General features: G+C 72.2%; 12 protein-coding genes. 9 read left to right on the forward strand and 3 right to left on the reverse strand.

The annotated features are described in order from the left end of the window. Positions 1–62: 62 nt before the first annotated feature. The 7 genes from ACIOKD_RS27670 (at position 63) to ACIOKD_RS27700 (ending at position 7,838) form a co-directional block, all read left to right on the forward strand. Entirely contained in the window at positions 63–1,646 is a 1,584-nt protein-coding gene (locus ACIOKD_RS27670) for an ABC transporter substrate-binding protein (RefSeq protein WP_402089374.1), read from the forward strand. Beyond that, the gene (locus ACIOKD_RS27675) at positions 1,643–2,596 is read left to right on the forward strand and encodes an ABC transporter permease (protein ID WP_402089376.1); all 954 of its coding nucleotides are present in this window, start codon (positions 1,643–1,645) and stop codon (positions 2,594–2,596) included. The genes ACIOKD_RS27670 and ACIOKD_RS27675 overlap by 4 nt, the downstream gene beginning before the upstream one ends. Beyond that, on the forward strand, positions 2,593–3,417 hold the full coding sequence (locus tag ACIOKD_RS27680) for an ABC transporter permease (RefSeq protein ID WP_402089378.1): 825 nt from the start codon (positions 2,593–2,595) through the stop codon (positions 3,415–3,417). Before ACIOKD_RS27675 ends, ACIOKD_RS27680 begins: the two co-directional genes overlap by 4 nt. A 77-nt stretch (positions 3,418–3,494) precedes the next feature. Then, positions 3,495–5,012: an ABC transporter ATP-binding protein gene (locus tag ACIOKD_RS27685; RefSeq protein ID WP_402089669.1), complete on the forward strand. Its 1,518-nt coding sequence runs from the start codon at positions 3,495–3,497 to the stop codon at positions 5,010–5,012. A gap of 626 nt (positions 5,013–5,638) precedes the next feature. Then, positions 5,639–6,262: a hypothetical protein gene (locus ACIOKD_RS27690; protein WP_402089380.1), complete on the forward strand. Its 624-nt coding sequence runs from the start codon at positions 5,639–5,641 to the stop codon at positions 6,260–6,262. 454 nt (positions 6,263–6,716) lie between these two features. Further along, the gene (locus ACIOKD_RS27695) at positions 6,717–7,169 is read left to right on the forward strand and encodes a class F sortase (protein WP_402089382.1); all 453 of its coding nucleotides are present in this window, start codon (positions 6,717–6,719) and stop codon (positions 7,167–7,169) included. Between the two features lie 138 nt (positions 7,170–7,307). Further along, positions 7,308–7,838 carry a hypothetical protein gene (locus tag ACIOKD_RS27700; protein WP_402089384.1) on the forward strand — a complete coding sequence of 177 codons (531 nt, stop codon included), beginning with the start codon at positions 7,308–7,310 and terminating at the stop codon, positions 7,836–7,838. Positions 7,839–7,939: 101 nt separating this feature from the next. Here the strand turns inward: ACIOKD_RS27700 and ACIOKD_RS27705 are convergent, their stop codons facing one another. Together ACIOKD_RS27705 and ACIOKD_RS27710 are read right to left on the reverse strand one after the other, a co-directional pair. Beyond that, positions 7,940–8,806, reverse strand: coding sequence for an ABC transporter permease (locus ACIOKD_RS27705; RefSeq protein ID WP_402089386.1), 867 nt, complete (start codon positions 8,804–8,806; stop codon positions 7,940–7,942). Continuing rightward, the gene (locus ACIOKD_RS27710; protein WP_402089388.1) at positions 8,803–9,714 is read right to left on the reverse strand and encodes an ABC transporter ATP-binding protein; all 912 of its coding nucleotides are present in this window, start codon (positions 9,712–9,714) and stop codon (positions 8,803–8,805) included. The genes ACIOKD_RS27705 and ACIOKD_RS27710 overlap by 4 nt, the downstream gene beginning before the upstream one ends. 179 nt (positions 9,715–9,893) lie before the next feature. On the opposite strand from ACIOKD_RS27710, the gene ACIOKD_RS27715 reads away from it, so the two are divergent. Further along, positions 9,894–10,571: a response regulator gene (locus tag ACIOKD_RS27715; protein WP_402089390.1), complete on the forward strand. Its 678-nt coding sequence runs from the start codon at positions 9,894–9,896 to the stop codon at positions 10,569–10,571. Here ACIOKD_RS27715 and ACIOKD_RS27720 read toward each other — a convergent pair. Next, positions 10,531–11,553, reverse strand: a complete 1,023-nt coding sequence (locus ACIOKD_RS27720; RefSeq protein ID WP_402089392.1) for an alpha/beta fold hydrolase — start codon at positions 11,551–11,553, stop codon at positions 10,531–10,533. The two genes, ACIOKD_RS27715 and ACIOKD_RS27720, sit on opposite strands and share 41 nt — an antisense overlap. 311 nt (positions 11,554–11,864) lie before the next feature. Here ACIOKD_RS27720 and ACIOKD_RS27725 point away from each other — a divergent pair, with 311 nt between their 5' ends. Then, the gene (locus tag ACIOKD_RS27725; RefSeq protein WP_402089394.1) at positions 11,865–13,274 is read left to right on the forward strand and encodes a S1 family peptidase; all 1,410 of its coding nucleotides are present in this window, start codon (positions 11,865–11,867) and stop codon (positions 13,272–13,274) included. Positions 13,275–13,309 lie beyond the last annotated feature (35 nt).

A 13,309-nucleotide genomic window follows, 5' to 3' on the forward strand; every position in this document is an offset into this window, starting at 1 on the left:
CCACCTCCCCACCTCCCACCTCCCACCTCCCACCTCCCACCTCCCACAGCAAGGACATCCTCATGCAGGACTACCCCGGCCTCCTTCGCAGAGGCTTTCTCACGGCGGCCTCCGGTATCGGCGCCCTCGCCCTCGTCGGCTGCGGTTCGGACGGCTCCGGATCGGGCGGCTCCGGCAACGGAAGCGAAGGAGGCGACGGGAAGCCCCGGCGCGGCGGGCGGCTGCGGGCCGCCTTCGCGGGTGGCGGTGCGAGCGAGACGCTCGATCCGCACCTGGCCAACCTGTTCGCCGACGTGGCCCGCGCCAAGGCGCTCTTCGACAAGCTGGCCGACTACGGGGACGACCTCTCCGCCCAGCCCCGTCTGGCGGCCGGCTGGGAGCCGAACGCGGGGCTCGACCGCTGGAAGGTCACCCTGCGGAAGGCCGACTTCCACGACGGGAAGCCCGTCACCGCCGAGGACGTCCTGTTCAGCTACCGCCGGATCGCCGACCCCGAGAAGACGTTCCGTGCCAAGGCGTCCCTCGAACCCATCGATCTCAAGGCGAGCCGGGCCGTGGACGAGCGGACCGTCGAGTTCGTGCTCAAGCGGCCGACCGCCGAGTTCCCCAATGTGCTGGCCGCGTTCGGCGCGTACATCGTTCCCGACGGGTCCTCCGCCGCCGACTTCGACAAGAAGCCGGTCGGCTCCGGGCCGTTCCGCTTCGTGTCGTTCGCCCCGGGCCGTTCGGCGGTCTTCCGGCGCAACGACGACCACTGGGAGGGCGCCCCGCACCTCGACGAGGTGGAGTTCGTCGTCGCCAACGAAGAGTCCGCGCGGGTCAACGCCCTGCTCGGCGGGCAGGTCGAGTACGCCCATGAGCTGAACCCGACAACCGCCCGCGCCCACGAGGGCAAGGGCCGGATCGAGATCGTACGACTGCGGAACAGCGCCATGCAGGCCTTCGCCATGAAGACCGACCGGGCGCCCTTCGACGACGAACGGGTCCGGGAGGCGTTCTTCCTCATCGCCGACCGCCAGGAACTGATCGACGGGGCGCTGTCCGGGGCGGGCGTGGTCGGCAACGACCTCTTCGGCAAGGGGTACGAGTACTACGCGGACGATCTGCCCCAGCGCGATCAGGACCTCGACCGGGCCCGCTCCCTCCTCAAGAAGGCGGGCGCCGAGAAGCTGAAGGTCACCCTGGACACCTCGGCGGTGGCGGCCGGGTTCACCGAAGCGGCGAGCATCTTCCGCGACCAGGCCGCCGAAGCCGGCGTCACCGTCGACGTCAAGATGGGCAGCAAGGACTCGTACTGGGCCGACATCCTCGACTCCGGAACCCTGTGCTGCTACCGCTCGGGAGCCATGCCCATCGAGGCGCACCTCTCGCAGCGGCTCCTCACCGACTCCACCACCAACGCCACCAAGTGGCGCCACAAGGACTTCGACGCGCTCTACCAGCAGGCGCAGGCCACGAAGGACGAGAAGGAGCGTGCCGCCGTCTTCGGCCGGATGCAGCGCAGGCTGTACGCCGAGGGTGGCTTCCTGGTGTGGGGATTCGCCGACTGGATCATCGGAACCGCCCGCAGCGTCAGGGGCGTTGACCGCAAGGCGCCCGCCAACACGCTCGACTGGGCACGGTTCGACAAGGTCTGGCTGGCGTGAGCGGACTCGGTTCCTGGGCCGCCCGGCGGCTGCTGCTCGGCGGTGTGCAGACCGTGGCCGTGGTGCTGCTGGTCTTCGCGCTCACCGAGGCGCTGCCTGGCGACGCGGCGGTGGCCCTCGCCGGGGACCAGCCCGACCCGGCGCGGATCGCCGCCATCCGGGAGGCGATGGACCTGGACCGGCCCGCGTACGAACGGCTCGCCGACTGGGCGGCCGGGCTGGCGCACGCCGACTTCGGGACCTCCCTGGCCTCCGGGCGGCCCGTCACCTCGTACATCTCCGGTGCCTTCGGGCCGACGCTGCTGCTCGCCGCGCTCACCGTGGCGCTGCTGCTGCCGGTCGGGGTGGGGCTCGGGGTACTGGCCGCGCGGTTCGAGGGGCGGTTCGTGGACCGGCTGGTCAGTGCGGTGACTCTCGGGGTGTACGCGGTACCGGAGTTCGCCTTCGGGGTGCTGCTCGTGACGGTGTTCGCGCTGCGGCTCGACTGGCTGCCACCGACGGCGGTCGGCTACGGCACGGATCTGCTCGGGCATCCGGCCGCCCTGGTCCTGCCGGTGCTCGTCCTCCTCTCCCGCCCGGTGTGCTCACTGTCCCGGCTGGTACGCGCCGGGATGATCGACGCGCTCGCCTCGCCGTACGTCGCGCACGCCCGGCGGTACGGGATCCCGGGCGCCCGGGTCCGGTACGCGCACGCCCTGCCGAACGCGGTCGCGCCGGCCGCTCAGCAACTCGCCCGCACCGTCGACTGGTTGCTGTGCGGGGTGATCGTCGTGGAGGCCCTGTTCGTGATCCCCGGGCTGGGGACCGTGCTGATGAACGCCGTGGCCGAGCGGGATGTGCCCGTGGTGCAAGGGCTCGCGGTGGTCTTCGGAGTGATCACGGTGGTGCTGAACCTGGGGGCCGATCTGGTCGCCCATCGGTTCGCGCCGCGGGCGGAGGTGGCCGCGTGAGACCTCCTCGGAGAGGACTGCCGCTCGGGCGTTTCGCGCTCGGGGCCGTCCTGGTCTGTGTGCCGCTCCTGCTCGCCCTGTGCGGGCCGCTGGTGGTCGGCGGTCCCGGGCCGCGGGCCGCCTCGTTCACGCTCGGCGACGGGCACTGGCTGGGCACGGACTTCGTGGGGCGTGACGTGTGGCGGCAGGTACTGCTCGGCGGCCGGCCCGTGGTGGTCGTCGCGCTCACGGCGACGGCGTTGGCGTATCTGGTGGCGCTGCCGATCGGGTTGATCAGCGCGCTGACGCACCGAACCTGGCTGGAGGAGACACTCATGCGGCCGTTGGACGTGCTGCTCGCCGTACCGTCCCTGCTGATGATCCTGCTGGTGGCCTCCGTGTTCTCGCCCGGGGCCACCGGACTCGCGCTGCTGGTGGCGCTCGTGAACATCCCGGACGCCGCGCGTATCGTCCGGGCCGCGGCAGCCGACGTGGCCTCACGGCCGGCGGTGGAGGCACTGCGGATGCAGGGCGAGTCGTGGTGGCGTATCGCCGTGGGCCATGTCGGCCGGTCGATCCTGCGCCCGCTCGCCGCCGACGCGGGGGTACGGCTGACAGGTGTCCTGTATCTGGTGGCCACCGCCGCGTTCCTGGGCATCGGGGTGGCACCGGACGCGGCCGACTGGGCGGTGATGGTGGACCGCAACCGCACGGGGCTGTTCGTACAGCCCTGGGCGGTGGTCGTCCCGGCGCTGCTGATCGTGGCACTGACCATGGGCTGCAATCTGCTCTGCGACACGGCACTCAGGGACGCGGCGCTCAGGAAGGGAGCGCGTTCGTGAACGGGCTGAGCGAGACGAGCAGTTCGAGCGGTTCGAGCGGTTCGGGCGGTTCGAGCGGTTCGGACGAGCCCTCGGCGGTGGCGGCGATCGAGGGGCTGACGGTGGAGGTCGATGGCAGACGCATCGTCGACGGTGTGAGCCTGCGGGTGCTGCCCGGGAAGGTGACCGCGCTGGTCGGGGCCTCCGGCAGCGGCAAGACGACCACGGGGCGCGCGCTGCTGGGCGAGTTCCCGCATGGAGCGCGCGTCGAGGGTTCCGTACGGGTGGCTGAGGCGTCGGTCGGTTACGTCCCGCAGCATCCGGCGACGGTGCTCAATCCCGCGCGGCGGGTGGGGGCGCTGCTGCACGACATCGCACGGGCCCAGGTGCGCGAGCTGCCTCGTCGTGAGCGGGGCCCGGCGGCAGGGCAGCGAGTCCTCGATGCCCTGAAGGCGGCCCAACTGGACGGCGGCGAGGCGTTGTTGCGGCGCTTCCCGCATCAGCTCTCGGGCGGTCAGCAGCAACGGCTCGTACTGGCCCAGGCGTTGCTGCTCGGCGCCCGGGTCGTCGTCGCGGACGAACCCACCACCGGTCAGGACGCGCTCACGAAACGCCGGGTCGTGGACGAGCTGGCGGCGGTCGCCGCGCGCGGGATCGGGGTGGTCCTGCTCAGCCACGACCTGGAGACGGTACGCGCGCTCGCCGACGAGGTGCTGGTCATGCGGGACGGCAGGGTCGTGGAGTCGGGCCCGACGGAGCGGGTGTGGCTGACTCCCTCCCACCCCTGGACGCGTCAACTCCTGGCTGTGCGCGCGCCGTTGGAAGAGGCAGCTCAGTGCGGCCCGCGCCCGGCAGCCGTACTGCGGGTCCAGGGCCTCCGGGCCCGCCACCGGCCCGGCGTCGAGGTACTGCGCGTCCCGGAACTCGCCGTGCACCCCGGCGAATGCCTCGCCGTGCTCGGCCGTTCGGGCAGCGGCAAGACGACGCTCGCCCGCTGTCTTGCCGGACTCCATCGCACCTACGAGGGAGAGGTGCTGCTCGACGGGGTCCCGCTCCCGCGCAGTCTGCGTGACCGGGGGCGGGACCGCCTGGCGGCCGTGCAGTACGTCTTCCAGGACGCGCGCGCCTCCTTCGACGAGCACCGGCCGGTCCTGGACCAGGTGGCCCGCACGGCGGTGAGACTGCGGGGCGTGGCTGCCGCGGACGCGCGGGCCGAGGCGTCGGGCACGCTCAACAGCCTGGGTTTGAGCGCCGAGTTGGCGGCCCGCGCTCCCGCCCGGCTGTCCGGCGGCGAACTGCAGCGGGCCGCGCTCGCCAGGGCGCTGCTCGCACGGCCGCGGGTCCTGGTGTGCGACGAGATCACCTCCGGGCTCGACACGGTCACGCGCCGGGGCATCCTCGACCTGCTCGCCAAGCTGCTCCGCGACCGCGACGACCTCTCCCTCGTCCTCATCACCCACGATCTCGACACGGCCCGGCTCGCGACGAGGATCGCGGTGCTGGACGGCGGCGAGGTGGTCGAACAGGGACCGGCGCGGGACGTCCTCACGGCGCCCGCGCATCCGTTCACCGCGTCGTTGGTCGAGTCGTCGGCACGACTGGCGGGGCAGAGCTGATTCCGGGCCCGCCCGGCGAGCACCGCCGCCCCGCACTGCTACCACGGAACAGGCTTCGAACCCGTCGGCGCCGAGTCGGCCGCGGCCTGGAGCACCGGCGGCCCGGTCGAGCACGCCCGGCTGCGACACGGCGTGCGCCGTAGCCCCGTGAGGGGCGCGGGGAACCGTGCGCTCAGCCCCCACTGACCCGCAGTCGGCGTACGACGTCGGCTGCGGGTCGCATGTGGCTGGTCGCGCGGCTCCCCGCGCCGCGCCCCTTGGGTGGTGAGGCCCGAGCGAAGGGCACAGGCGTCCGCCGGCCGGAACGGGGACCGACACCCGGACCCGACGCACGCCCGACACACGGACCGACATGGCCCGACACAGCCCGACGCAGCGGCCCAGCACGAGGCGCTGCACGGAGCCAGACAGAGGTCCGACAGGGGTCCGGCAGAGGGCTCGGCGCAGACCTCGGCGCGCGGAACCGCGGGTCCGTCCGAGGCGTCGCGCACCACCGGAATGTTGGTCCGGACGGGGGATTCCTGACGTCGTATCAGCGGTGCGGCGCGTTTCCCGGTTCGGAATGTGAAAGGGAGTCGGATGCACAACCGATTTGTACGACAATCATTCCACTCGGAGGACTTCGTATGCCCGCCTCACCGCTCACCCGCTCCGTCGGCGTCCGCACCGGCGCCGCAGCCCTCACCACGGCCGCCCTCGCCGGCGCCGCCCTCCTCGGGGCACCGGCCGCCTACGCCGCCCCCGTCGACAGCGGAGACGTCAAGATCCACGCGGAGACGACGTCCCCCACCGACCAGCGCGACGAGACGAAGGTCTGCAAGTTCTACCTGGCCGCCTTCAACTTCGAGGGTGTCGGCGTCACGGGGATCACCTACATCATCGAGCCACAGCCGGCGGCCTCGGCCGCCGCGACGCTCAACGGCACCCTCAACCTCCCCATCGGGACCGGCTACACGGACACGCTCGCGCTGCCCGACGGCAACTACAAGCTCACCTGGAAGCCCGTGGGCGGAGCGGGGGCGGGCAAGGAGAAGCTGTTCAAGGTCGACTGCAAGCCGGCGGCCAAGCCGGACGCCAAACCGGACGCCAAGCCGCAGACTCCCAACGGCGCCGTGCCCGCGGGCGGCGGCGGTCTCGCCGAGACGCCGACCGTGTCGGCGGTCGCCGCCGCCGGAGCGGTGGGCCTGGTCGGCGTGTCCGGCTTCGTCTACTTCCGGCAGCTGCGTCGCCGGTCCGACGGTGCCGCGTAGGCACGCGCCCAGGCCCTGGTACCGCACGCGTGCCTACCGCTTGACGAGAACCGCGGTTCTGGCGTTCTCGCTGGTGATGGGCGGCATCTGGTGGTCCGAGGACGACGGCCGGCCCGCTGGGCCGGTCGCCGCCCCGGCGGTGGAACTCGGGGACGCGAAGGCGTCCCCGGGTCCGCCCGCCGCCGCGGCACCGGAGCCCCGGCGCACCCCCGCTCCCGCACGACCCCCCGTCAGCCGTCCCACCCCACCGCCCCCTCCACCCTCACGGCCCCCATCGACCCCACCGCCCCCACCACCCCGGTCATTCCAGCCTGCCAAACCGCCCCAGCCGGCCCAGCCGTCTCGGCCACCCCAGACATCCCGGCCGCCCCAACCGCTCAGGCCGCCTCAGCAGCCGCGGAACCCACAGCGACCGCTGCAGCCACAACCTCTCTCCCGTTCCAAGCCCACGAGTTTGAGCATCCCGTATCTCGGCCTGCAGGCCCCGCTGATCGGGCTGGGCCTGGACCGGCGTCAGCAGCTCACCGCCCCGCCCCTCGACAAACCCAAACTGGCGGGCTGGTACGAGGGCGGGCCGTCACCGGGAGAGGCGGGCACCGCCGTGGTGGTCGGCCATCTGGACACCCGCACCGGACCCGCCGTCTTCGCCGGCCTGAGCACACTGAAACCCGGCCGGCTCGTCGAGGCCCTGCGCGCCGACGGACGTACCGCCGTCTACACGGTGGACGCCGTCCGCATGTACGAGAAGGCGCGCTTCCCCAGTCAGGAGGTGTACGGCGCGAGAAATCGTCCGGAGCTGCGGCTGATCACCTGCGGCGGCGTGTACGACCGGCAGTCCGGCTACATGAGCAATGTCGTCGTCTTCGCTCATCTGACGAGGATTCTGGAACCTTCCCGCCACGCCTAGATCCCGTTGTCCGTGCCAGAATCCTGCGATGCCTCGGCCCTCCCGGCCGACCGGACCGGACCGGACCGAACCGGACGTCCCCGGACCGGACCGGGGACAGGAACACGCACGGGGACGGGGACGGGGGACGGCTTCGGTATGGGCGACAGCACTCTGTGGGTGGCCGCGCTGACGGCCGCGACCGCCGTGCTCGCGAGCTGGGTGACCAGCCGCGGCACCGCGCGCGCGGCCCGCATACAGGCGGACGCGGCCGCCGCGACGGTACAGGCGGACGGCCTCAGGGCCGCCCGCCGCGCGGCGTACGTCGACCTCATCGAACAGGCCCAGCGCATGGGCGACCTGTACTGGAAGGTGACCGACGCACACGGGATCGGTGATCCCGACGAGCGTCTGGCCACCCTGCGGGAGCTGCGGATCCGACTGCGCGGCGAGTACGCGGTGCTGCGTCAGCGGGTCTGGGTGGCGGACCTGGAGGGCCCGCCGGAGGTCGCGTCGGCCGCGGACCGGCTGCGGCGCTCCACCAGCGCCAACTACCGCGCGCTCGACGCGATGATCGCCGGTGAGGAGGACGCGGGCCGACGGTTCAGCGACTGCTACGCCCCGTTCTGGGAGTCGGTCGTGCACTTCGTCGGCGTCGCCCGCACCGCCCTGCACGGGACATACGCCTAGAGGTGCCTGGAGGTGCTTGGAGATGCCTGGAGGCTGTCACCGGCGAGCGCAACGACGGGCAGCAACGGCAGGACGGCCCGGCCCGGCCCGATCCAGCCCTGTCACTGGTCGCGGCGCTGCACAGAGGCCACCGCGACGACCGCCGCGGCCACGGCCCAGGCCGCGTAGACGGTCCACGCCCCGCCGGCCGTCCACGGGTGGGCGACCGGCTGGTGGCCGACGGCCGTCAGCCGGTTCCACGCGCCCGCAGGCAGGGCGTGGTCGACGACAGCCGCCCAGTGGCGGTCGGCACTGAAGATCAGGGGCAGCAGCAGGAGGACCACCACGTTGGCCGTCATGGTGGCCGCACTGTGCCGAAGCACGGCGCCCAGTGCCAGCCCGACGAGCGCGGCGACCGGTGCGAGGAGCGCGGACGCCACGACGAGCCGCAGGGCGCCGGGGTGGCCGATCGACACACCGGCGTCCCGGCCGGACAGAACGGCCTGGGTCAGGCCGAACGAGGCCATGGAGACAACCGCCCCGAACACCGTCGTGACGGCCGCGACCACGCACACCTTCGCCGCCATCACCGAACTGCGGGCCGGTACGGCGGCGAACGTCGTACGGATCAGTCCGGTCCGGTACTCGCCGACGATCACCGTGGCCCCGATGGCGCTGAGGGCCGGCATGAGCAGCATGGCGGCGTTCGTGGAGAACGCGATCGACAAAGGGATCCCGTCCCGGACGAAGTCGCTCCGTGACGCCGTGTCCCGCTCCGACCAGTAGCGGTACGTGTCATAGGCCATCCCCACGTTGAGACCGACGACGGTCAGCGCGGTGGCCACCAGGGCCCAGCCGCTGGAGCGCAGCGACCACCACTTGGTCCACTCGGCGGCGACGAGGTCGCGGAACCGGGCGCGGGGCTCGGCGACCTGGCCGCGTACGGCCGTGGCCTCGGCGGTGGCCTCGGCGGTGGCCTCGGCGGTCATCGACCCGCTCCCGCGACATGGTCGACGCTGTCGGCGGTGAGTTCCATGAATGCCTCCTCCAGGGATGCGGACCGGGTGGACAACTCGTGCAGCAACACCCGGTGCTGCAAGGCGAGTTCACCGATGCGGTCCGCGCTCAGGCCGGTCACCGTCAGCGTGCCCGCGCCTTGCTGGAGCACCTCCGCCCCCTCCCCCGCCAGCAGTTCTGTGAGCGCCGTGAGGTCAGGGGTCCGTACGGTCACACTCGGGCGGGTGCCGCGGGCCGCGAATCCGGCCAGACTCTCGGCGGCGATCAGCGAGCCGCGGCCGATGACGACCAGTTGGTCCGCGGTGTTCTCCATCTCCGACATCAGATGGCTGGAGACGAGCACGGTGCGGCCCTCGCCGGCCAGCCGGCGGAACAGTCCCCGCAGCCACTTCACACCCTCCGGGTCGAGTCCGTTGAGGGGTTCGTCGAAGAGCAGCACCGGCGGGTCGCCGAGCAGTGCCGCCGCGATGCCGAGCCGCTGTTTCATCCCGAGGGAGAACCCGCTGATCCGGCGTCGGCGCGCGCCCGCGAGACCGACCTCCTCCAGCACCTCGTCCGCCCTGCGGCGCGGGATGCGGTTGGACCGGGCCAGTACGTAGAGGTGCGTCCGCGCGGTGCGGCCGCCGTGCACGTCGTGGGCGTCGAGCAGCGCGCCGACGTGACGCAGTCCGCGCGGCCGGTCCCGGAAACGGCGGCCGTCGACGGTGACGGATCCGCCGGTGGGGTCGTTCAGGCCGAGGACGATCCGCAACGTGGTGCTCTTGCCGGCGCCGTTCGGGCCGAGGAACCCGGTGACGTGTCCGGGCCGCACGGTGAAGCTGAGACCGTCGACGGCGGTGGTGCCGCCGTATCGCTTCGTCAGTTCATTGACTTCGATCATGTGTCCAACGGTGACCGGAGGCAGGGTGGTCGGGCATCCGGCCGGCGCCGACAATCGAGCGGGCCGGTGTCGGCCCGGGATGTACACCCACGGTCGGATGTCGCGCGGGGGCAGGGTGGTTACGATCGGCGCATGCCCGTCACGCCTCGTCCTCCGCTGCCCGTACCGGCAGGCGCGCGGTGACCGTCCGCGTCGTACTCGCCGACGACCAGCCCCTCGTCCGTACCGCGCTGCGCATGGTGATCGCCGACGAGTCCGGTCTGGAGGTCGTCGGGGAGGCCGGGACCGGCGCCGAGGCGGTGGCGCTCGCCGAGAAGGAGCGCCCGGACGTCGTGGTGATGGACATCCGGATGCCCGGTATGGACGGCATCGAGGCCACCCGGCTGATCACGCGCGGCTCCGGCGGCGCCCATGTCACCCACGTCACCCACGTCATCGTCCTCACCACCTTCGATGACGACGACTGCCTCTACGGGGCGCTCAGGGCGGGCGCCGCCGGGTTCCTCGTCAAGGACATGGCGCTGGAGGACATCCTCGACGCGATCCGGGTCGTCGCCACCGGGGACGGGCTGCTCGCGCCGAGTGTCACCCGCCGCCTCATCAGGGACTTCGCCGACCGCCCGGTGTCGCCGGCCCCTTCCGCGCGTTCGGTCGGCGGTATCACCGGCCGGGAGCGCGAAGTCCTGGCGCTCATCGGCGGCGGGCTGTCGAACACCGAGATCGCCGAGCGGCTCTCCATCAGCGTCGCCACCGCCAAGACGTATGTGTCCCGGCTTCTCACCAAGCTGGACGCCCGGGACCGGGTGCGGCTCGTCATCATCGCGTACGAGTCGGGGCTGGTGGCGTCGGGCCGTTGAGGGACCGCAGCCAGCCGGTCAGGAGCCGGTTGACCTCGTCGGGGCGTTCCTGCTGGACCCAGTGGCCGGAGCCCTCGACGAGGTGCGAGGAGACCAGGCCGGGGAGCGTGCTGGGGAAGGCCTTGATCGCGTCGGCCAACCAGGCGATGGACGCGTCGAGTTCACCCGCGACGAAGAGCGACGGTTGAGTGATGGGGGCGCCGTCGAAGTCGGCGAGATCCTCCCAGTCGCGGTCCATGCTGCGGTAGCGGTTCAGCGCTCCCGTGAGGCCGGTCCGCTCGAACTCGGCCGCACAGAAGTCGAGTTCATCGTCCGTGAGCCAGGACGGGCGGTCCCGCACGAACCGGTCCGAGAGCCTGCCGCCCTTCGGCACGAAGAACACCGCGCCCTCTTCCGACGCCGGCATCGTGTCGCCGGCCAGCGTCGCGTAGAAGCCGGCGAGCCATCCCCGTACGTCCGGCTCGATCTCCGCCTCCGCCCGGCCCGGCTCCTGGAAGTGGCTGACATAGAACTCCTCGTCCCCGCCGATCATGGCGAAGGCGTCGGTCGGCTTCATCCCGCCCCGGGGCGCGTACGGCACCCCGAGCAGTCCGACGGCGGTGAAGACGTCGGGCCTGAGCAGCGCGGAGTCGGCGGCGATGGTCGAGCCCCAGTCGTGGCCGACGATCACGGCGGTCTCCTCGCCGAGCGCGTGGACGACCGCCACGTTGTCCTCGACATGGGCCCCGATCCGGTACGCCTCCACGGCGCCGGGCGTCGAGGAGCGCCCGTATCCGCGTACGTCGATGGCGACCGCCCGGTAGCCCGCCGCGGCGAGCGCCGGGAGCTGGTGGCGCCAGGAGTGCCAGAGCTCGGGAAAGCCGTGGACCAGCAGGACCAGCGGTCCTGTGCCCTGTTCGACGAGGTGGATCCGGCCACCGGGAACGTCCACCGTCCGGTGCCGGGCGCCCGCCGGGGTGAGCGGGCTGACTTCCTGCGACATGAGTCCTCCTTGAGCGAACTTTCCGACTGCCGAGCTGCCGAGCGTCCGAGCTGTCGAGCGTCCGAACGGCTCAGCACTCTGCTGCCGATCATGAGGGCGCTCCCGCCGAGCGGCGAGAGACCTTGCCGTTTCGGCAAAACGTGTCGCGCGGCAACGTCCGGACGACCGGCGGGTTCACGCCGACCGCGAACGGCCGGGCGGCTCGGTGAACCGGACCGCGCGACGGCACGTACTGAAGGAGGGCGTTCACCTCGCGGGTTCGCCCGCAACAGAAGTGACGCTGTGTCAGGACAGTCGCACGGGAGCCGTGGATGAGGCATGCACGACGGAATGTTCAGCGAATCGCACGGTTCGCCGCCATCGGCGGGCTGGCCTGCGGAGGGCTGATGGTCACGCAGGCCATGGCGAGCGAGACGTCGGGCGGCACGAAGGCTCCCGACGCCGAGACCCGGGCCGCCCGTACGGGACAGGAACTGGTCTCCGATCTGGGCACCTCGCGCACGGCGGGCAGCTGGATCGACGCCAAGGGGCGCCCGGTCGTCGCGGTGACCGACGAGAAGGCCGCGGCCGACGTACGCGAGGGTGGCGCCGTGGCCAAGGTCGTCCGTTACACCATGCGGGACCTGAAGTCCGCCACCGAGAAGCTCAAGGACGCGCCCAAGGTGGCCGGCACCTCCTGGGCGATGGACTACGCGACCAATCAGGTGGTGGTCCGCGCCGACACCACCGTCTCCGCGGCCGAGTGGGCGCGGCTGACCGCGGTCGCCGAGGGCATCGGCGCCTCCGTGCGGATGGAGCGGACGGAGGGCACGTTCACCCCGCGGCTGAACGGCGCCGACGCACTCTTCGCGGGCTCGGGACGCTGCTCGGCCGGCTTCAACGTGACCAACGGCCAGAACGACTTCATCCTCACGGCCGGCCACTGCGGGCCCGTGGGCACCTCATGGTTCTCCGACCAGCAGGGAGCCGAGCCGGTCGGCTCCACCGTCTCCGGATCGTTCCCCGGCGGTGACTTCTCGCTCGTGCGGTACAACTCCGGCACCGCCCTCAGCGGCGCCGACATCGTGACGGTCGGCAACGGTCAGGGGGTACGGATCATCGGAGCGGCCGATCCGGCCGTCGGCCAGCAGGTCTTCCGCAGCGGCAGCACGACCGGCCTCCAGTCCGGCCAGGTGACCGGCCTGAACGCGACGGTGAACTACCCGCAGGGCACGGTCACCGGGCTCATCGAGACCACGGTGTGCGCCGAACCGGGCGACAGCGGTGGCCCGATGTTCGCCGACGGACTGGCCATGGGCGTCACCTCGGGCGGCAGCGGGGACTGCAAGGCCGGCGGTACGACGTTCTTCCAGCCGGTCACCAAGGCGCTGGACTCGCTCGGTGTGAAGCTGACGATCGATCCCGCGGCTGCCGGTCGAGCCACGCCCTCGTCCGGGGCCGACGGCGGCACGGGCAACGACGCGGCAGCGGCGGTACCGCCCGGCACGTCCTCGACCGCTCCCGGCGCGGCCCTGCCCGGGGCCATGGGGCCGGCGGACACGGTTCCCCAGGGGGAGACCGACAACGCCGCTTCGGCCCTGGACCGGCTCGGGGAATACCGCAACCTCGGCCCCGGGCTCTTCGTCATCGCGGGAAGTCTGCTCGCGCTGGTGGCGCTGCGGATCCGCTCGGAACGCGGCCGCAAGCGCTACCGCAACCAGTACGCGCAGAGCTGGGGCTGACACCTGCCCGGCGGGCCGCCACCACTCGGCACGGG

Source organism: Streptomyces sp. NPDC087844 (assembly GCF_044742785.1).
Classification (GTDB): Bacteria; Actinomycetota; Actinomycetes; order Streptomycetales; family Streptomycetaceae; genus Streptomyces.

What these genes read in the sequence shown, in the direction of transcription:
- ACIOKD_RS27670 (WP_402089374.1), top strand. Translation starts at nt 63, where the DNA reads ATGCAGGACTACCCCGGCCTCCTTCGCAGAGGCTTTCTCACGGCGGCC.
- ACIOKD_RS27690 (WP_402089380.1), top strand. Translation starts at nt 5,639, where the DNA reads ATGCCCGCCTCACCGCTCACCCGCTCCGTCGGCGTCCGCACCGGCGCC.
- ACIOKD_RS27700 (WP_402089384.1), top strand. Translation starts at nt 7,308, where the DNA reads ATGGGCGACAGCACTCTGTGGGTGGCCGCGCTGACGGCCGCGACCGCC.
- ACIOKD_RS27705 (WP_402089386.1), bottom strand. Translation starts at nt 8,806, where the DNA reads ATGACCGCCGAGGCCACCGCCGAGGCCACCGCCGAGGCCACGGCCGTA.
- ACIOKD_RS27710 (WP_402089388.1), bottom strand. Translation starts at nt 9,714, where the DNA reads ATGATCGAAGTCAATGAACTGACGAAGCGATACGGCGGCACCACCGCC.
- ACIOKD_RS27720 (WP_402089392.1), bottom strand. Translation starts at nt 11,553, where the DNA reads ATGTCGCAGGAAGTCAGCCCGCTCACCCCGGCGGGCGCCCGGCACCGG.
- ACIOKD_RS27725 (WP_402089394.1), top strand. Translation starts at nt 11,865, where the DNA reads ATGAGGCATGCACGACGGAATGTTCAGCGAATCGCACGGTTCGCCGCC.